The sequence below is a fragment of the Rhodoferax sp. genome (assembly GCF_018780565.1).
Classification (GTDB): Bacteria; Pseudomonadota; Gammaproteobacteria; order Burkholderiales; family Burkholderiaceae_C; genus Rhodoferax.
In genome coordinates this window covers 47,481-64,290 of sequence record NZ_JADMJN010000002.1, presented here as the reverse complement: position 1 = coordinate 64,290, position 16,810 = coordinate 47,481, and the positions used below count along the sequence as shown (strand labels likewise).

Below are 16,810 nucleotides of genomic sequence, written 5' to 3'. Positions count from 1 at the left end.
TCAACGCAGACAAACACGTGCCCGGCACATTTGAAACATCTGCAAAAAGCTGGCTTGAAAGGACTGACCATGACTGCGAAAAAAATCATTTACCGGGAAGATGCACGGGACAAAATCCGCCGCGGCGTGGATGCGCTGGCCGACGCCGTGAAGGTGACGCTGGGGCCGCGTGGCCGCACGGTGATCATCGAACGCGAGTTCGGGCCGCCGCAGATTGTCAATTCCGGGGTGGTGGTGGCCAAGTCCATCGAGCTGGAGGATCACTTCGAGAACATGGGCGCCCAGATGCTGCGCGAGGTGTCGGCCCGCACCAGCGAGATGGCTGGCGACGGAACCACCACTGCCACCGTGCTGGCCCACAGCATGATCAACGAGGGGCTCAAATACCTGGCGGCCGGCATGAACCCCATGGACCTCAAACGCGGCATGGACCAGGCCATCGAACAGGTGGTGGCAGAGCTGAAGAAGATGGCACAGCCCTGCGCCACCCCGCAGGAGATTGCCCATGTGGCGGCTATCTCGGCCAACAATGACCGCTCCATCGGTGACCTGATCTCGCAAGCCATGAACAAGGTCGGCCGGGAGGGTGCTGTGTCCATTGAGGACGGCTCCGGCATGGTGAGTGAACTGGAGGTGGTGGAGGGCATGCAGTTTGACCGGGGCTACCTCTCCCCCTACTTCGTGAACAACGTGGAGCGCGGCGCGGCGGTGCTGGAGAACGTGCACATTCTTTTGTGCGACCGGCGCCTGTCCTCGATCGCCGATCTGGTGCCACTGCTGGAGCTGGTGGCCAAGTCCGGCAGCCCCCTGTTGGTCGTGGCGGAAGATATTGACAGCGATGCATTGGCCACGCTGGTGATCAACAGTGTGCGCGGCGTGATCAAGACCTGCGCCGTCAAGGCCCCCGGCTTTGGCGACCGCCGCCGTGCCCTGCTGCAGGACATTGCTGCCCTGACGGGCGGCAGCGTGATCACCGAGGAACTGGGCATGACACTGACCAAGGTGAAGCTCGAAGACCTGGGACACGCCAAGCGCGTGGAGGTGGACAAGGACAGCACCACCCTCATCGGCGGCGCAGGGAGCAGCAGCGCCATTGAGGCACGTGTCGCCCTGATCCGCAAAGAGCGCGAGTCCAGCACCAGCGAATACGACCGCAAGCAGCTCGACGAGCGACTTGCCAAGCTGGCCGGCGGCGTGGCCCTGGTCAAGGTGGGTGCAGCCACCGAAACCGAACTGAAGGAGCGCAAGTTGCGGGTGGAAGATGCGCTGCATGCCACCCGCGCCGCCGTGGAAGAAGGCATCGTGCCCGGCGGCGGCGTGGCTTTGCTGCGCGCGCGCAAGGTGCTGGCGAATCTTCGACTGAGCACCCTGGACCAGGACTCAGGGGTCAAGATCGTCATTCGCGCACTCGAAGAGCCCTTGCGGCGCATTGTCATCAATGCCGCGGACGAGCCTTCCATCGTGGTGCACCGTGTGGATGAATCCACGCAGCATGCCTTTGGCTACAACGCGGCGACCCGGGAATACGGTGACCTGCTGGCCATGGGTGTGATCGACCCGGCCAAGGTGACACGCCTGGCGCTGCAAAACGCGGGGTCCATCGCCAGCCTGATCCTGACCACCGATTGCATGATTGCCAGCGTACCCAAGCGCCCGCCGACCAGCGATGTACTGACCAGTGAAGCGAGAGACGCGTTCTAGCCCGCCGCTCAAGCAGGCCAGGGCGCTCAGTGCAAACCGGAAGCGGCAGAATCGTTGCTGCTTTGAATGAACGCACTCAGGGCATCGAGATCGGGAATGCTGATGTCACGCCGACCCCGCTCATTGAAATGGATGACGCCACAACGTGCCAGGCGCGACAACGCCCGGCTCACAGACTCCAGCCGCAAGCCCAGGTAATTGCCGATTTCGGCACGGGACATGTGCACATTGATCTGATCGGTGCGCATACCGCGCTCGGCCAGGGAATTGGCCCACTGCAACAGAAAGTCCGCAACCCGTGCGTCAGCCGAGAGCGTTCCCATAGACAAGGTCGCGTCGCGGTTGCGGGCCAACTGGGCACTGACTGCGGCCAGCACCAGGCGCATCAGCAGCGGCTCTTTGGCGCTGGCTTGCAACAAGGTGTCGTAGCGGATGGTCCATAACTCGCCGGTGTCCAGGGCAATCGCAGAGCAGCCATAACGCCCGGAAGGGATGCCATCAAATCCGAGCCAGTCGCCTTTGAAGAACAGCCCGGCCGGCTGCTCGCGTCCATCGGGCGCCAGGTTCACGATCTTGAACAGCCCTGAGCTGATCAGGTACAGCGTCTCGAAGGTCTCACCGCATTGGTAGATCTGGTCATCGGTGCGCACCTTGCGCCTTCCAAACTCCACATACTGCTCCATCAGGGTCAGCGACTCGCGCCAGAACGAACGCGCCCGGCGACCCCGTGGAACGGGCGCCCCCAATGTGCCGGAGGCCCCGGGGGTCAGCGCCCGAAGGTCGCGGCTGCGGGTGTCGTAACGCTCTATGCGGATGGGTTCGCGTCCAAGGGAAGCGTCTGTAGCGTGAAGCTGCTGTGGATTGAAAGGCGCGGTCATCTTGTTCTCCAGGTTGTTTCAAGTGGGTATTGGTTTTGAGTGGGATTCAGCATCAGAGGCAGGGAGCCGACGCCAGTGGAGCGAATGCGAGTTCGACCACGTTGTGCCGCTGTGCCCGCAAGCTCAATGTGATGGGGCGTTGACCCTCCACCTCTCTCACAGAGAAGGCCGTCTCAATGGGAATCCGTTGCCCATCCGGCAAGCGGGCGGTCCTGCGGACCCAGGCGCCATCGGCTGCGTGAAACACGGCGTAGGCCATGTTGTAGCCAGGGGTGGTGGGGGAAAGCGGCAGGCCCGCAATGACCGCAGACACCGCTTGCCCCGCTAGTTCGCCACAGGCGCAGCCGAGCAGCTCGCTCGCAGCAGGGTTCGCCTCCGTGATGCGTCCATGCGCGTCCAGTTTCAGTGCTGCATGGTGCGTTGGCACAGCGCCCACGTCGGACATCGTGCGCTCAAATTTAGTCAACATTGCTCTTCCTTGCCAGTGTCGGATGGATTGAAAACCAGCCCCTGTTTGATGGGGACCATTTGAAAAAGTACAAGCCAAGCGTAAAGAACGATGGGCTGCCGACAAATACTCGGATGTGCCGAAATTGACTACCGGGATTCAGGTATTTTTCAAAAGCATTTCCCTACACCATCTCCACGACAAACGCGCCGCGCAGACTGCCGGCTCTCTTGACTTTTCTCAAGGCTGGAGCAATCCGCCGGTCTATTCTGGAAAAAAGAAATCAGTTTTTTCACTTGTCAGGAGCAACTATGAAAACAGATTCAGACCTCAAGCGCGATGTGCTGGCCGAGTTGGCATGGGACCCGCTGGTACCGGAAGCCCGGGTGGGCGTGGCCGTCAGCGAAAGTGTGGTGACCCTGACCGGGCACCTGGATTCCTACGCCCAAAAAGTGGCCGCCAAACGCGCTGCGGAGCGGGTCAGTGGCGTTAAGGCCGTCGCACTTGAGCTTGATGTGATTCCGTTGGGCATTCACCAACGCAGCGATACCGAAATTGCGCTTGCGGTGGAGCACGCACTGAGCTGGAGCACGGTAGTGCCGCCGGATCGGATCAAGGTGACCGTGGAGAAAGGTTGGGTGACTCTGGCGGGCGAGTTGGACACGAACCAGCAGCGCCGCGCTGTGGAGCGCATGATCCGCCCGCTCAAAGGAGTGCTGGGCATTACAGACAACATCCGGCTCAAGGCCTTGCCGATTCCGGCCAATGTCAGCAATCGCATCCAGGACGCACTGATTCGCCAGGCCGTGCGCGAAGCCAAGCGCATCGAAATCCTGATGGATGGCAGCGTTGCCACTCTGCGGGGACGGGTCCATTCCTGGGCGGAAAGCAATGCCGCCGAAGGCGCCACGTGGTCGGCACCGGGGGTGAGCCGCGTGAAGAACGAGCTGACGATCGAAGGTTAAACCGATTTGGATTCGCAGGGAGAACAGCCATGGCCACACAACTGAAGGACTTTGCCACGGCGGTGGTGGCCGTGGTGGAGCCCGATACACCCGCGCTGGTGGTAGCCCAGGTCATGCGCAAGCACCACATTGGCGCGCTGGTGGTGGTGGACGCCCAGGAGAAGAGTCGCCCCATCGGCATTGTCACGGACCGCGATCTGGTGCTGGGCCTGATGGCCGAGGGCCTGGACCCCGAGGTGTTCACCGCGGGCGACATCATGTCGGTGAACCTGGTGCTGGCCCGGCCCGACATGGACGCGATGGATGCCGTGCAGCTGATGAACGCGCACCGCTTGCGCCGTCTTGCCATTGCCGACGAGCAGGGGCGGCTGGTGGGCATTGTCACCATGGAGGATCTGCTGGTGCTGCTGACCCGCGAGCTGGCTACGCTGGTGACCGGCGTAACGGGCGCAAGAGACCGGGAAATCACGCAAAGAGGCTGATGCACATGGAACGAACCACTGTCATTCACAAGACCCCGGCAAACCTTCGGCCAGCACCGCACTGGAGTGACTTTGAGGGCGCGCGCCGCAACTTCTCATGGGACCTGGCGCGCGATGCCTTGCAGGGCCTGCCCGGGGGCGGCATCAACATCGGGTTTGAAGCGGTTGACCGGCACGCCGGTGGCGCCTTGCGCGATCGCGTGGCCCTGCGTTTTGTCGCGCGCAACGCCACGCCGCTTGAGTTGAGTTACGCCGAACTGGCGCGCCAAACCAACCGCTTTGCCAACGTGCTGCGCAGCCTTGGCGTGGGCCAGGGCGATCACCTGTTTGTGCTGGCCGGGCGCATTCCCGAACTCTATGTGGCCGTGCTGGGCGCCCTGAAGAACGGCACGGTGGTGACACCCATGTTTTCCGCCTTCGGCCCCGAGCCCATTGCCACGCGCATCAAGCTCGGTGCAGGCCAGGTGCTGGTCACGACCGATCTGATTTACCAGCGAAAAGTGAAGCAGATGCGCTCCCAGATGCCCTCACTTCGCCATGTGCTGCTGGTCGCCGAAGATGGTGGCTTCACCTTTGAGCCGGACACGCTGGATCTGGCCACGCTGATGCACGAGGCCACGGACGAATTCACCACGGTTTCGACGCAGGCCGATGACCCGGCCCTGCTGCACTTCACCAGCGGCACCACCGGCACGCCCAAGGGTGCCGTTCATGTGCACGGCGCCGTGGTCACGCACCATGCGACCGGACACTATGCGCTGGACCTGCACCCCGACGACCGCTACTGGTGCACGGCGGACCCGGGCTGGGTCACGGGCACGTCCTACGGCATCATCGCGCCGCTGCTGCATGGCGTCACCTCCCTGATTGACCGCGAGGAGTTTGACGCCGAGCGCTGGTACACCCTGCTGGAGCAGGAGCGCATCACCGTCTGGTACACCGCGCCCACCGCGATCCGCATGCTGATGAAGGCCGGCGCCGATCTGGCGCGCCAGCACCATTTCCCCGCCCTGCGCTTTGTGGCCAGCGTGGGCGAGCCCCTGAATCCCGAGGCGGTGTGGTGGGGCCAGGAGGCGCTGGGCCTGCCGATTCACGACAACTGGTGGCAGACCGAGACCGGCGGCATCATGATTGCCAACACGCCCGCGTTTGACATCAAGCCCGGCTCCATGGGCCGCCCACTGCCGGGCGTGGATGCTTTCATCGTCGAGCACCTGGAAGCGCAGGACGAAGCGCCACGCGTTCGGGTCATTGACACCCCGGATGTGGAAGGCGAGCTGGCGCTGAAAGCCGGATGGCCCTCCATGTTTCGCGGCTACCTGAACAACGAGGCGCGCTACCGCAAATGCTTTGCCGGTCCGGACAATGCGTGGTACCTGACTGGCGACCTGGCGCGCCGCGATGCAGACGGCTACTTCTGGTTTGTGGGGCGCGCGGACGACGTCATCAAGTCGGCGGGCCACCTGATTGGCCCCTTCGAAGTGGAAAGCGCCCTGATGGAACACCCGGCGGTGGCCGAGGCCGGGGTGATCGGCAAACCCGAACCCGTGGTGGGCGAGGTGGTGAAGGCCTTCATCTCCCTGAAGGACGGCTACCAGGCCAGCGAATCGCTGCGCATGGACATCTCGGCCCATGCGCGCAGGCGCCTGGGCGCGGCGGTGGCACCCAAGGAGATTGCTTTTCTGCCCAGCTTGCCGCGCACCCGCAGCGGCAAGATCATGCGCCGCCTGCTCAAGGCCCGTGAACTTGGTCTGCCCGAAGGTGACACATCCACATTGGAGGGTGGTGCATGAATGCATCCCGTGCCCCTGCGGTATCTGCGTCCGCACCACCTGCGCCACCTTCTGGGCCGGTGCCGTGGGACAAGCCCTTTGCCTTGAGCATGCTGTCCGACATGCTGCGTATTCGCCGCATGGAAGAAAAAGCGGCCGAGCTGTATGGCCAGCAAAAGATTCGCGGCTTTTTGCACCTCTACATCGGGGAGGAGGCGGTGGCCTGCGGCGCACTGCGGGCATTGCAGGCCGAGGACAACGTGGTGGCCACCTACCGTGAGCATGGCCACGCCCTGCTGCGCGGGCTGGACATGGGCGCCATCATGGCCGAGATGTTTGGCAAGCAGGAGGGCTGCTCGCGCGGGCGTGGCGGCTCCATGCACCTGTTCGACCGGGCTCACCGTTTTTTTGGCGGGCAGGCGATTGTGGGCGGTGGCCTGCCTCTGGCCGCGGGTCTTGCGCTGGCCGACAAGATGAGCGGGCGATGCGCTGCCAGCGCCTGTTTTTTTGGCGAAGGCGCCGTGGCCGAGGGGGCCTTTCATGAGGCCATGAACCTGGCCGCGCTGTGGCGGCTGCCGGTGCTGTATTGCTGCGAAAACAACCTGTACGCCATGGGCACGGCACTGGCCCGCTCCGAATCGCAAACCGACCTGTGCGTGAAGGCGGCCTCCTATGGCATGGAAACCCTGCAGGTCGATGGCATGGATGTGGTGGCGGTGCATGAGGCCGTGCAGTACGCCGCACAGCGGGTGCGCAGCGATGGCAGACCGATGTTTGTGGAACTTCAAACCTACCGCTTTCGCGCCCACTCCATGTTCGACCCGGACCTGTACCGCGACAAGAAGGAGGTCGAGGCCTGGAAGACCCGCGGGCCGATTCACACCTACAGCGCGCGGCTCAAGGCGCAGGGCAGCCTCACGGAGGCCGAGTTCCTGGCGCTGGAGGCAGCAGCCCAGTCCGAGGTGGACGCCGCCGTGGCCTTTGCCGAGGCCGGCAGCTGGGAGCCGGTGGAGGATTTGCTGCGCGACGTGTACAGCCCTCCGGGAGCCGCCTGATGCCCCCAACCACCAGTTACCGCGAAGCCCTGCGTGAAGCGCTGCGCGAGGCGTTGCAAAACGATCCCCGGGCCTTCCTGATGGGGGAAGACGTGGGCCGCTATGGCGGCACCTATGCCGTGTCCAAAGGGCTGCTTGACGAGTTCGGGCCTGAGCGCATCCGCGACACACCGCTGTCCGAGCTGGGCTTTGTTGGCGCGGGCATTGGCGCAGCACTGGGAGGCATGCGCCCGATTGTGGAGGTGATGACCGTCAACTTCAGCCTGCTGGCGCTGGACGCCATTGTGAACACGGCGGCCATGCTGCGCCACATGTCAGGCGGGCAATTCTCGGTGCCGGTGGTGATCCGCATGGCCACAGGCGCGGGGCGCCAGGTGGCGGCACAGCATTCCAACAGCTTCGAGGGCTGGTACGCCCACGTGCCAGGCCTGCGCGTGCTGGCGCCGGCGACGGTGGAAGATGCACGCGGCATGCTGGCACCCGCGCTGGCCGACCCCGACCCGGTGCTGATCTTCGAGCACGCCCAGCTTTACAACATGCAAGGCGAGCTGCCAGCGACTGACACGCAGCCACTGGACATTCGCACGGCGAGGGTACGCCGCAGCGGCAGCGACGTGAGCCTCATCACCCACGGCGGCTGCCTGCCCAAGGCATTGCGCGCCGCCGAGGAACTGGGGGCGCAGGGCGTTTCCGCCGAGGTGATCGACCTGCGGGTGTTGCGTCCGCTGGATGACGCCACGGTGATGGCTTCGGTGCGCAAGTGCCGTCGCGCGCTGGTGGTGGATGAAGGCTGGCGCTCGGGCAGCCTGGCCGCCGAACTGATGGCACGCATTTGCGAGCAGGCTTTTTTTGACCTGGACGCGCCGCTGGCCCGGGTGTGCAGCGAAGAGGTCCCCATACCCTACGCCCGCCACATGGAAGAAGCGGCACTGCCGCAGGTGCCGAAAATTGTGGCGGCAGCGCGCGCCTTGATGGGAGTTTCAGCATGATCCGTTTTGAATTGCCTTCGCTGGGAGCCGACATGGACGAGGGCACTTTGCTGGCATGGCAGGTGAAGCCCGGCGATACCGTCCAGCGGGGCCAGGTGGTGGCGGTGGTGGACACCTCCAAGGCCGCCGTGGATGTGGAAATCTGGCACGACGGCGTGGTGTCCGAGTTGCTGGTGCAGCCCGGCGAAAAAGTGCCCGTGGGCACGGTGCTGGCGACACTGCTGGAGCCGGGCGAAGTGGCGGCACCCGTGGCAAAGCCGGCACCCCTGCCAGCCAAGGCCAGCCGGGCGCCCACAAGACACGCGGTATCGCCCTCTGCCCGCAAGCGCGCGCGGGAACTCGGGATTGATCCCGACGCCCTGAGTGGCACGGGGGCGGAGGGATCGGTAACCCTGGCAGACATCGAAGCGGCAGCAGCAGCCCAGCCGCCAACGAGCCCGCCCCCGGCAGCGCCCGACCGCCAGAAGGAAATGCGCCGCGCCATTGCAGCGGCCATGAGCCGCTCCAAACGTGAAATCCCGCACTACTACCTGAGTGAAACCATCCCGCTGCAAGCGGCCACAAACTGGCTGCAAGAGCGCAACAAAAATCTGCCGCTCACCGAGCGCATCCTGCCCGCCGTGCTGCTGATCAAGGCCGTGGCACGCGCCCTGCGCCGCACACCCGAGCTCAACGGCTTCTACCGCGATGGCCAGTTCATACCCAGTGCCGCGGTACACGCCGGGGTGGCCATTTCCTTGCGGGGTGGCGGCCTGGTAGCACCCGCCCTGCATGACGTGCAGGACAAGCCGCTGGAGCAACTTATGCGTGAACTGGCCGATCTGGTCAAGCGCGCCCGGGCCGGCTCCTTGCGCAGCTCGGAGATGTCCGACCCCACAATCACGATCACCAACCTGGGCGATCAATCCGCGCAGTCGGTGTTCGGCGTGATTTACCCGCCGCAGGTGGCCTTGGTGGGCTTTGGCAGCATCAACCTGCGCCCATGGGTCCAGGACGGTCAGCTTGGCGTGCAGCCCGTGGTATGCGCCACGCTGGCAGCAGACCATCGTGCCTCCGATGGGCACCGTGGCGCGCTGTTTCTGGTGGAGTTGCGTGAGCAGCTACAGCAAGCGCAGCTGCTCACGGACGGCGACGCCAGCCCTGCGGACTCACAGGAGCACCCGACATGACACCGGAGCGCAACGCCCTCATGCAAACGGTGGTGACGCTGCTGCGCGCGATCGCGCCGGAGGTGGAGGCCGATACGCTGGTGCCAGCACGGTCCTTGCGCCAGCAGGTGGATCTGGACTCGATGGACTGGCTTAATTTTCTGGTGAGCTTGCATGAGCGCTTTGGCGTGAACATCCCGGAATCGGACTATGCCCAACTGGTTTCCCTCGATACGGTGGTGAACTACCTGGCGAGCCGAATCGACAAACCTCAGGTCTAAAAGGCATACTGCCTTCATGGTTTTTCGGCAGGGCCTCAGAGGCCACGTGTTACCTTGCCTGAATGCAGGAAAACACAGCGCACCCCCCAGAGCAATCCCCATTGGCAAGTGAGCTGCTTGCCGCCATCGTCGACTCGTCCGATGACGCCATCCTGGGCAAGGACCTGAACGGGATCATCACCAGCTGGAATTTGGGTGCGCAACAGATCTTTGGCTACACGGCGCAGGAGATGATTGGCCAGTCCATCTTGCGTTTGATCCCTGTCGAGCTGGCGGATGAAGAAGACCGAATTCTCGACAAACTCCGCGCCGGACAAAAAGTCAAACATTTCGAGACGCGGCGTGTATCGAAGTCCGGGCAATTCCTGGACGTCTCCGTGACGGCCTCTCCCATCAGGGATGCAAGCGGAAAAATTGTCGGGGTGTCCAAAATCGCCCGTGACATCACCGAACGCAAGCAACGCCAGTCGCGCCGGCTGCTCGGTCTTCTGGAGGGCGCCATGGACGCCATCATTTCAGTTGACGAATCGATGCGCGTCGTTCATTTCAATGCTTCAGCAACCACCATTTTTGGTGTTTCCAGCCAGGATGCCATCGGTCAGTCGATAGAAAATTTCATACCTGCGCGTTTTAGAGCACCCCACAAAGCCCAGGTTGAAGCCTTCGGCAAGGAAAGCCGCACCACGCGCAGCATGGGCAAGCTCGGACAAGTGATGGGCTTGCGAGCCAACGGGGAAGAGTTCCCCGCAGAAGCCTCCATATCGCATATGGACAACGAGGAAGGCAAGATTTTCACGGTCATCCTGCGCGACGTCACTGACCGGCAGCGAACCACCGACGCGATGCGCCAGTCGCTCCAGGAAAAGGAAGCCCTGCTCAAGGAAGTTCACCACCGGGTCAAAAACAATCTGCAGGTCATCACCAGCCTGCTGCGGCTGGAGAGTCGGCGCAGCACGCAAGGCGACACCAGGGCGGTCCTGGGCGAAATGCAGGGCCGCATTCGATCCATGTCGCTCCTGCACGAGTCCCTGTACCGGTCCGGCAGGTTCGCATCGGTGGACCTGGGTGACTATCTGACCCAGCTGGCGATCAATGCGTTCAAGACGCAGTTGATCATTGCGGACTCCGTGCAATTGCGTCTCAACATGGGGTCCGTCACAGTGGACGTCGAGCAGGCCATCCCCTGCGGACTGCTGACCAATGAATTGCTGTCCAACTGTCTCAAGCACGGTTTTCCCGAAGGGCATATGGGCGACGTCACCTTGGAATTGCAGCCATCCCGCGCCCATCCCGAGGAGTGGTGTCTGAGCGTGAGCGACACGGGAATAGGGTTGCCCCACAACTTCGAGGAAAGGCAGAAAACCTCCCTGGGTCTGCAACTCGTCACGCAATTGACAAGTCAGATCGACGGTCAGTGGCAGGTTGATGCCGAGAGAATGCAGGGCGCCAAATTCTCCGTGACGTTCCGGGCAATGGCACCCAGCCTGCTGGTGATGCCTGCCTGATGAACAGAAGCTGCCGGCCCGGAACGCGGGCATTTATTTTTAAAAGGTCACCACCATGTCGCTGAACCCCCCGCGCATTCTGCTGGTTGAAGATGAAGCCATCATTGCCTTTGATATTTTCATGCAACTGAAGGACCTGGGCTATGACGCGGTGGGGCCTGTGAAAACGGGCGAAAGGGCCATCGAAGCTGCCGGCCATCTGCGCCCCGACCTCATATTGATGGACATCCATCTGGCGGGAGAGATGGACGGAATTTCAGCAGCTCAGGCCATCCGGACGCAGTTTGACCTGCCTTGTGTGTTTCTGAGCGCCTTCGATGGCGATGCCACGCGCGAACGCGCCATGCTCGCGAAGCCCTCAGGCTATCTGACCAAGCCATTTGCCGAATGTGATCTGCGTACGGTGATTGAGGATGCGCTTGCAAATCCATAGCCTCTCTGCTTGCAAGCCCCAGCGCCCCGGATAAGTTGACGGGGGTCCCCATCTGTGGGGACAAGATTATTCCCCCATGTCACAAACTTGTGCCAAACAGGCATGCGGTTGCCTTGCGAAAACTCAAATGAAGGCGGCGTCCCGTTTCTAAACTGGTCTGGTTGGCGGACCCCACGGCCGTCGTCGTGGCGGGGATTCGCGGACGCAGAAACAGGGGATTCACCATGGAGAAAGTCTGGCTCAATCACTACCCGAAGAACATGCCTGCCGAGGTCGACACCAAGGAGTTCGCCTCGCTCAGGGATGTGCTGAGAACCAGTTGCGATCGCTTCGCCGACCTACCCGCCTACAGCAACATGGGGGCGACCATGACCTACGCGGAACTGGACGAGCACAGTCGCGACTTTGCCGCCTACCTGCAAAATTTGCTGGGCCTGCACAAGGGCGACCGGGTTGCCCTGATGCTGCCCAACCTGCTGCAGTACCCGATCGCACTGTTTGGCGTGTTGCGGGCCGGGCTGGTGGTCGTGAATGTGAACCCCCAGTACACCGCCACCGAACTGGAGCACCAGCTCAAGGACTCGGGTGCGGTGGCCATCGTGGTGCTGGAGAACTTTGCTCACACATTGCAGGAGGTACTCGACAGAAACCCCGCCATGAGCCTGACCGTCATCACCACGGAAGTGGGCGACATGTTCCCCATGGTGAAGGAACTGGTGACCAACCTCATGGTCAAGTACGTGAAGAAGCTGGTGCCGCAATGGGACATTGCCGATGTAACCGAGTTCAACGCGGCCCTGCGTGCCGGGCGGGCCGTGACGCTGAACCACGTGCCACTGGCGCAAAGCGACATCGCGTTCCTGCAGTACACCGGTGGCACCACCGGTGTGGCCAAGGGCGTGATCCTGACGCACGGCAACATGGTGGCCAACCTGCAGCAGGTGGGCGCGTGGATCGCACACGACCTGCTTGACGGCAAGGAAATCTTCGTCTGCCCCTTGCCGCTGTACCACGTGTATGCGCTGAACTCCGCCCTGGTGTTCATGAAGATTGGCGCGCACACCATCCTGATCACCAACCCGCGGGACATGGACGCCTTCATTCATGACCTCAAGAAATACCCGGTCACGGCCATGATCGGCGTGAACACGTTGTACCGCGCCTTGCTGGATGCCCCGGAATTTTCCGAGGTGAAGTCGCACAGCCTGAAGGTGGTCAACGCCGGTGGCATGGCGGTGCAGCGGGTGGTGGCCGAGCGCTGGAAGAAGGCTACCGGGGTGCCCATCATCGAGGCCTACGGGCTGACCGAAACCTCGCCTGGCGCGATCTGCAACCCGCTTGACATCGAGGACTGGACCGGCACCATCGGCATGCCGTTTCCCTCAACAGAAGCGGCCGTTCTGGATGATGACGGTAACGAGATGCCACGCGGCGAGGTGGGCGAGTTATCCATTCGCGGGCCGCAGGTGATGCCGGGTTACTGGAACCGGCCCGACGAGACCGCCAAGGTGTTTACCAAAGACGGCTGGTTGCGCACAGGCGACATGGGGTTCATGGACGAGCGCGGCTACTTCAAGATCACGGACCGCAAGAAAGACATGATCATCGTCTCGGGCTTCAAGGTGTTTCCGAACCAGATTGAGGATGCCGTGGCCATGCATCCCGGCGTGGCCGAGGTGGCCGCCGTGGGCGTGCCTGACGAGCGCTCTGGCGAGGCGGTCAAGATCGTGGTGGTCAAGGCCGACCAGAGCCTGACCCGGGAAGCCCTGCTTGCGCACTGCCGCCAGCACCTGACGGACTACAAGATCCCGAAGATTGTGGAGTTCCGCACCGAACCGCTGCCCAAAACCAATCTGGGCAAGATTTTGCGACGGCAATTGCGCGATGAATCCGTGCTTGCCAGCGCCAGCTCCCAGACCGGCATCGCAGCGCAGTGATGTGCATCAATTGAAGCTGCAGCGAGATCAAATGAACCTGGTACACGGCGCTTGGCAGGTGGCTGCTGTGAGAAAAATCAACTCACAGCACAAGGTGCTTTGGATACTTGATTTGTCAGGGCCTTGAGCATCGTTTGCGATGGCATTCCTGGCGCAACAAAGCATTCATGAATGTCAACAAAAAGGAGTTAGCGATGAAATCACGAACCATCAAGCGAAGACTGCTCGCCAGCGCAGTTTGGGGGGTCTGTGCTGTGGCGGGCACAGTGGGCACAGCAAGTGCCACGCCGTTGCTGCAAATCAGCACGCCTACCGGCACCACGGGAAATAACTTCCATCAGGAGGTCATTGGTGATGCGGGCGGCACCCTGTACCCTAACGGAGCGGGGGGCGTCAGCGGACCCGGCTTGCCCAGCGCCGAAGGCAACTGGCCCACCAGCAGCCCCACGCCCGCAGGCTTCTCCACCGAGCCCGTCCTTGGTGCGGGCACCTCGGGTTTTCATTCGTCTTACCTGACGCTGGACAAGGCCGCCGATGTGACCTTCCAGTACGTGGGCAAGGGCGACTCGGGCCTGGCCAATGAGTTCTGGATCGACAGGAACAATAACTGGGTGATTGATGCGGGCGACCAGCAGCTGTTCGGCGGCAGCACGACGCCCTGCACCATGGCCAATGCAACGACACCAGCCTGTGTCGATACCGTGAGCCAGTTCACCTTCCATTTTGGCGCGGGCCTGCTGCCCTTCATGTACCGCACCGGTGCGGGCGTCACCCTCACCAACAACGGGACTGACGGCAACCCGGATACGGCCTTGGGCGAGGCGCCAGGTTTTTTCCTGGGGGTTGATCCCTACCTGGCAGCGGCGCAGTTCCTGCGAACCGGCACCTCGATTTACGCGGGGTTGACCGATCTGCCGGCTTCGGGCGACCATGACTTCCAGGACATGGGTGTGCGCATCAGCGCCGTACCCGAGCCCGGCAGCCTGGCCTTGCTGAGCCTGGCGATGGGCAGCCTGGCACTGGTCAGAAGGCGCAACAAGACCATGTAAGCGCTGTCCAGGGGGTTGAAAGCGGGCGCTGCGTGCGCCCGCTTCAGCATTGACGCTTCACAGGCCGATCAGATTGTCATCAAACAGGGGCTCACCATGGCTGGGCTGCCCGATGAACTTGGAGGTGTTCTGAAGCTTGGCAACAAATTTGGACAGCCGGCGGTTGTACAACTTGCTGGCCACCTCGCTGTCCGTGATGGCGAATGTGGCGAGTGCCGGCCGGCCGGCGAGAATCTCCAGGTCACGCAAGACCTTGTTCTGACCCGAACCGCCATAGGTGCAAAAGAAGGCCACCCGTCTGAAGGCTTGCCGGTTCTCCTTGATGTAGGTACGCACCGGGCCGGGCACGTTTCTGCACCATACGGGCGTTCCGATCAGGATCAGGTCATAGCCACCGGGCTCGTTGCGGGGGCGCAGTATGGGCGCATCCAGGTGCATGACCGCACCCACTGCCGAGCGCATGTAGCCCCATGCACCCGCCCGCGTCTTGTAACCCTCAATCTGGTCCAGATCCGCCCCGCAGGCCCGTGCCACGCGACCGGCAATGGTTCGCGTGTACCCGGTTCGTGAATAGTAGACCACCAGAATTTTTGACATGCAAGGCCTCTCAAAACGTCATCGGCAAGCGGACAGTCAGCGAGACGTCCGGTGTGTCACGCGTGAGCCCGGCTCCCACCGAAACGTTGAGCGAGGTCTTTGGACTCAGGCGGTACGAATAACCCAGCAGCAGTGTGGCCAGCTGTGTTCTGACCGAGCCTGGCGCTACCTCGCCACGGACTTCGGTCCGGCCTACCGAGCTGTGGTCGTAGCCGATGCTGAAGGATGATTTTTCGTTGAGCGCCAGGCCCATGCCGAAGTTAAAACCCACAACCCCTCCGGGCGCAATGGTTCCCAGGTACTCCTCCTCGCCATTGCGAACTTTGCGACTGACGTTGTCGCGCGCAAAGTTGTGCATGTAGGTGATGCTGCCAAAAAACACGGCCGGATCGGACGGATAGAGTGCCGTCACGCCGACCTGAAGCGAATAAAACCCCGAGCCGGTGGGCAAGTCCAGCGGCAAGCCCGAACCATTGGCGTTGCCCAGGCAACGCTGTATGCAATCGGTCACGACTTCGAACGGGTCTTTGCCGGTGCGCGTCTTGAAGCGCAGGGTGCCGATGTAGTACGCCTTGTCGATGCCACCGTCGTTCAACTGGTAGCGGGCACCGAATTCGAGGTCGCCCATGTCCATGCCATTGGCGGAGAAAACGCTGTCCGTGGCGGTGGAGTTGGCCACTTCGCGGCTCACAGTGGAGTCTGTCCGGTAGACGTAGGGCGCGCGGACTTCCAGCTCAAGCCGGCGGGTGATGCCGAACCGGGCCGACAGCGCTGCCGTGACTGTGTTGCGCTTGACTTCGCGCACATCCACCAAGCCAATCAACAGCGCGGGAATGATGGTGTAACCCACCAGGGCCACGCGGTTGCTGGAGGAGTAACCATACTGGAACGAGGGCTCCAGGACGTAGTGTCCCGGCGCCGTGAGAACACCCGGCTGCTCGAAAATGGGCGCCACCTCGGGTGGCCGTCCTTCGGCCGCAGGCGCCCGCCCTACCGGGGCCTGTTCGCTGGTGGCAGCCTGCGCCAGCGTTTCGCCGCCACCCACCGGGCTCTCGCCCGACCCGACCCGCCCCGCGCCGCGCTGCAGGGCCAGTACATCCCAGGCCACGATATCGCGCATGGCATCCAGACTGCTCTGCTGCGCCTCGACCTGGCGCTCCAGAAACTCCAGCCGCTCCTTTTGCTGCTGGTACTGCCGATGCGCAAGCTCCAGGGTAGCCAGCCGGGTCTTTTGCTCGGCCAGTTCCCGGGACAGGATTTCCAGCTTCGCCTCCAGTTCCTCCGGCGTGTTGACGAGGGATTGCGCATGCGACACGCTGGCCAGAAACAGCATCACGGCACAACTTGTTGTGCTGAGGGCGGGGATTTTAAAAAGTGCCATGGCGCATTTCTCCGGCGAATCAAAAATAGCATTCCAAAAAGCAAAAAACTCACAATCCGTTGCTTCAACAGAGGTGGTGCAAGTATTCAAAAGCGCGCGCCGCACCGTGTTGCGAAAACTCAAACCACAGACAAAGCGCCATCCGGCATTGCCGCGCTTGCAGTGACAAATATCAACAGGCCCGGCAAC

Annotated in this window: 17 protein-coding genes; 13 read left to right on the top strand and 4 right to left on the bottom strand. The window is 62.5% G+C overall.

Translation table 11 applies throughout. From position 1 onward, the window contains the following. Window positions 1–69: 69 nt before the first annotated feature. Complete coding sequence (gene groL, locus IV109_RS00755; protein ID WP_296690923.1) at window positions 70–1,701, top strand: chaperonin GroEL; 1,632 nt, start codon at window positions 70–72, stop codon at window positions 1,699–1,701. 26 nt (window positions 1,702–1,727) lie between these two features. On the opposite strand, the gene IV109_RS00750 is transcribed toward groL, so the two are convergent. Further along, window positions 1,728–2,579, bottom strand: coding sequence for a Crp/Fnr family transcriptional regulator (locus IV109_RS00750; RefSeq protein WP_296690922.1), 852 nt, complete (start codon window positions 2,577–2,579; stop codon window positions 1,728–1,730). Window positions 2,580–2,631: 52 nt separating this feature from the next. Continuing rightward, the gene (locus IV109_RS00745; RefSeq protein WP_296690921.1) at window positions 2,632–3,048 is read right to left on the bottom strand and encodes a PAS domain-containing protein; all 417 of its coding nucleotides are present in this window, start codon (window positions 3,046–3,048) and stop codon (window positions 2,632–2,634) included. A gap of 290 nt (window positions 3,049–3,338) precedes the next feature. On the opposite strand from IV109_RS00745, the gene IV109_RS00740 reads away from it, so the two are divergent. From IV109_RS00740 to IV109_RS00690, 11 genes are all read left to right on the top strand, one after another. Continuing rightward, complete coding sequence (locus IV109_RS00740) at window positions 3,339–3,992, top strand: BON domain-containing protein (RefSeq protein ID WP_296690919.1); 654 nt, start codon at window positions 3,339–3,341, stop codon at window positions 3,990–3,992. A gap of 29 nt (window positions 3,993–4,021) precedes the next feature. Beyond that, entirely contained in the window at window positions 4,022–4,474 is a 453-nt protein-coding gene (locus tag IV109_RS00735) for a CBS domain-containing protein (RefSeq protein WP_296690917.1), read from the top strand. A 5-nt stretch (window positions 4,475–4,479) separates the two neighbouring features. Next, window positions 4,480–6,267: an acetate--CoA ligase gene (acsA, locus tag IV109_RS00730; RefSeq protein ID WP_296690915.1), complete on the top strand. Its 1,788-nt coding sequence runs from the start codon at window positions 4,480–4,482 to the stop codon at window positions 6,265–6,267. Next, window positions 6,264–7,301: a pyruvate dehydrogenase (acetyl-transferring) E1 component subunit alpha gene (gene pdhA, locus IV109_RS00725; RefSeq protein ID WP_296690913.1), complete on the top strand. Its 1,038-nt coding sequence runs from the start codon at window positions 6,264–6,266 to the stop codon at window positions 7,299–7,301. The genes acsA and pdhA overlap by 4 nt, the downstream gene beginning before the upstream one ends. Continuing rightward, window positions 7,301–8,290 carry an alpha-ketoacid dehydrogenase subunit beta gene (locus IV109_RS00720; RefSeq protein ID WP_296690912.1) on the top strand — a complete coding sequence of 330 codons (990 nt, stop codon included), beginning with the start codon at window positions 7,301–7,303 and terminating at the stop codon, window positions 8,288–8,290. The genes pdhA and IV109_RS00720 overlap by 1 nt, the downstream gene beginning before the upstream one ends. Beyond that, the gene (locus IV109_RS00715; protein WP_296690910.1) at window positions 8,287–9,459 is read left to right on the top strand and encodes a dihydrolipoamide acetyltransferase family protein; all 1,173 of its coding nucleotides are present in this window, start codon (window positions 8,287–8,289) and stop codon (window positions 9,457–9,459) included. The genes IV109_RS00720 and IV109_RS00715 overlap by 4 nt, the downstream gene beginning before the upstream one ends. Beyond that, window positions 9,456–9,719 carry a phosphopantetheine-binding protein gene (locus IV109_RS00710; RefSeq protein ID WP_296690908.1) on the top strand — a complete coding sequence of 88 codons (264 nt, stop codon included), beginning with the start codon at window positions 9,456–9,458 and terminating at the stop codon, window positions 9,717–9,719. The genes IV109_RS00715 and IV109_RS00710 overlap by 4 nt, the downstream gene beginning before the upstream one ends. 62 nt (window positions 9,720–9,781) lie before the next feature. Beyond that, window positions 9,782–11,224, top strand: a complete 1,443-nt coding sequence (locus IV109_RS00705) for a sensor histidine kinase (protein WP_296690906.1) — start codon at window positions 9,782–9,784, stop codon at window positions 11,222–11,224. A gap of 55 nt (window positions 11,225–11,279) precedes the next feature. Further along, window positions 11,280–11,657 carry a response regulator gene (locus tag IV109_RS00700; protein ID WP_296690903.1) on the top strand — a complete coding sequence of 126 codons (378 nt, stop codon included), beginning with the start codon at window positions 11,280–11,282 and terminating at the stop codon, window positions 11,655–11,657. Window positions 11,658–11,881: 224 nt separating this feature from the next. Beyond that, window positions 11,882–13,594: an AMP-binding protein gene (locus IV109_RS00695; protein ID WP_296690902.1), complete on the top strand. Its 1,713-nt coding sequence runs from the start codon at window positions 11,882–11,884 to the stop codon at window positions 13,592–13,594. A gap of 194 nt (window positions 13,595–13,788) precedes the next feature. Next, complete coding sequence (locus tag IV109_RS00690; protein WP_296690900.1) at window positions 13,789–14,643, top strand: PEP-CTERM sorting domain-containing protein; 855 nt, start codon at window positions 13,789–13,791, stop codon at window positions 14,641–14,643. 57 nt (window positions 14,644–14,700) lie between these two features. Here the strand turns inward: IV109_RS00690 and IV109_RS00685 are convergent, their stop codons facing one another. Then, window positions 14,701–15,240: a flavodoxin gene (locus IV109_RS00685; RefSeq protein WP_296690898.1), complete on the bottom strand. Its 540-nt coding sequence runs from the start codon at window positions 15,238–15,240 to the stop codon at window positions 14,701–14,703. A gap of 10 nt (window positions 15,241–15,250) precedes the next feature. Continuing rightward, window positions 15,251–16,621 carry an acetate kinase gene (locus IV109_RS00680; protein ID WP_296690897.1) on the bottom strand — a complete coding sequence of 457 codons (1,371 nt, stop codon included), beginning with the start codon at window positions 16,619–16,621 and terminating at the stop codon, window positions 15,251–15,253. On the opposite strand from IV109_RS00680, the gene IV109_RS00675 reads away from it, so the two are divergent. Then, window positions 16,620–16,787 carry a hypothetical protein gene (locus tag IV109_RS00675; RefSeq protein ID WP_296690896.1) on the top strand — a complete coding sequence of 56 codons (168 nt, stop codon included), beginning with the start codon at window positions 16,620–16,622 and terminating at the stop codon, window positions 16,785–16,787. The genes IV109_RS00680 and IV109_RS00675 overlap by 2 nt on opposite strands. Window positions 16,788–16,810 lie beyond the last annotated feature (23 nt).

Excerpts from the sequence above, each read along its gene's own strand:
- IV109_RS00745 (WP_296690921.1), bottom strand. The coding sequence starts at position 3,048 with ATGTTGACTAAATTTGAGCGCACGATGTCCGACGTGGGCGCTGTGCCA.
- IV109_RS00685 (WP_296690898.1), bottom strand. The coding sequence starts at position 15,240 with ATGTCAAAAATTCTGGTGGTCTACTATTCACGAACCGGGTACACGCGA.
- IV109_RS00715 (WP_296690910.1), top strand. The coding sequence starts at position 8,287 with ATGATCCGTTTTGAATTGCCTTCGCTGGGAGCCGACATGGACGAGGGC.
- IV109_RS00675 (WP_296690896.1), top strand. The coding sequence starts at position 16,620 with ATGGCGCATTTCTCCGGCGAATCAAAAATAGCATTCCAAAAAGCAAAA.
- IV109_RS00750 (WP_296690922.1), bottom strand. The coding sequence starts at position 2,579 with ATGACCGCGCCTTTCAATCCACAGCAGCTTCACGCTACAGACGCTTCC.
- IV109_RS00735 (WP_296690917.1), top strand. The coding sequence starts at position 4,022 with ATGGCCACACAACTGAAGGACTTTGCCACGGCGGTGGTGGCCGTGGTG.
- IV109_RS00710 (WP_296690908.1), top strand. The coding sequence starts at position 9,456 with ATGACACCGGAGCGCAACGCCCTCATGCAAACGGTGGTGACGCTGCTG.
- IV109_RS00720 (WP_296690912.1), top strand. The coding sequence starts at position 7,301 with ATGCCCCCAACCACCAGTTACCGCGAAGCCCTGCGTGAAGCGCTGCGC.
- IV109_RS00695 (WP_296690902.1), top strand. The coding sequence starts at position 11,882 with ATGGAGAAAGTCTGGCTCAATCACTACCCGAAGAACATGCCTGCCGAG.
- acsA (WP_296690915.1), top strand. The coding sequence starts at position 4,480 with ATGGAACGAACCACTGTCATTCACAAGACCCCGGCAAACCTTCGGCCA.
- IV109_RS00705 (WP_296690906.1), top strand. The coding sequence starts at position 9,782 with ATGCAGGAAAACACAGCGCACCCCCCAGAGCAATCCCCATTGGCAAGT.
- IV109_RS00740 (WP_296690919.1), top strand. The coding sequence starts at position 3,339 with ATGAAAACAGATTCAGACCTCAAGCGCGATGTGCTGGCCGAGTTGGCA.
- IV109_RS00700 (WP_296690903.1), top strand. The coding sequence starts at position 11,280 with ATGTCGCTGAACCCCCCGCGCATTCTGCTGGTTGAAGATGAAGCCATC.
- pdhA (WP_296690913.1), top strand. The coding sequence starts at position 6,264 with ATGAATGCATCCCGTGCCCCTGCGGTATCTGCGTCCGCACCACCTGCG.
- IV109_RS00680 (WP_296690897.1), bottom strand. The coding sequence starts at position 16,621 with ATGGCACTTTTTAAAATCCCCGCCCTCAGCACAACAAGTTGTGCCGTG.
- IV109_RS00690 (WP_296690900.1), top strand. The coding sequence starts at position 13,789 with ATGAAATCACGAACCATCAAGCGAAGACTGCTCGCCAGCGCAGTTTGG.
- groL (WP_296690923.1), top strand. The coding sequence starts at position 70 with ATGACTGCGAAAAAAATCATTTACCGGGAAGATGCACGGGACAAAATC.